A 333-nucleotide genomic window follows, 5' to 3' on the forward strand; every position below is an offset into this window, starting at 1 on the left:
GCTCGCGAGCCGTACAAGTGTTTCTCGCGAGCCGTGCAAGTGTCCCACAAATGGAATGCAAGTGTCCCACACACCGAGGTCGGCAGGCTTTAACCGACCGCAACTTCATCCGGCTTGCTTCCCGCAAATGAATGTTTTTTCGGCGGAGGATTCGCATAAATTACAATTCGCAATGCAAAAGTACGGAATATTTTCTATATTTGCACTCTTTCAATAAATATTCATTACGGATTGTAAGCAAAAAGACTATTCATATGACAAAGAAAGACAGAGCCAACTTTGGCAGCAAACTGGGCGTAATACTCGCGTCGGCCGGTTCGGCCGTAGGGTTAG

This window comes from Bacteroides sp. CAG:633, assembly GCF_000435115.1.
GTDB lineage: Bacteria > Bacteroidota > Bacteroidia > Bacteroidales > Bacteroidaceae > Bacteroides > Bacteroides ndongoniae.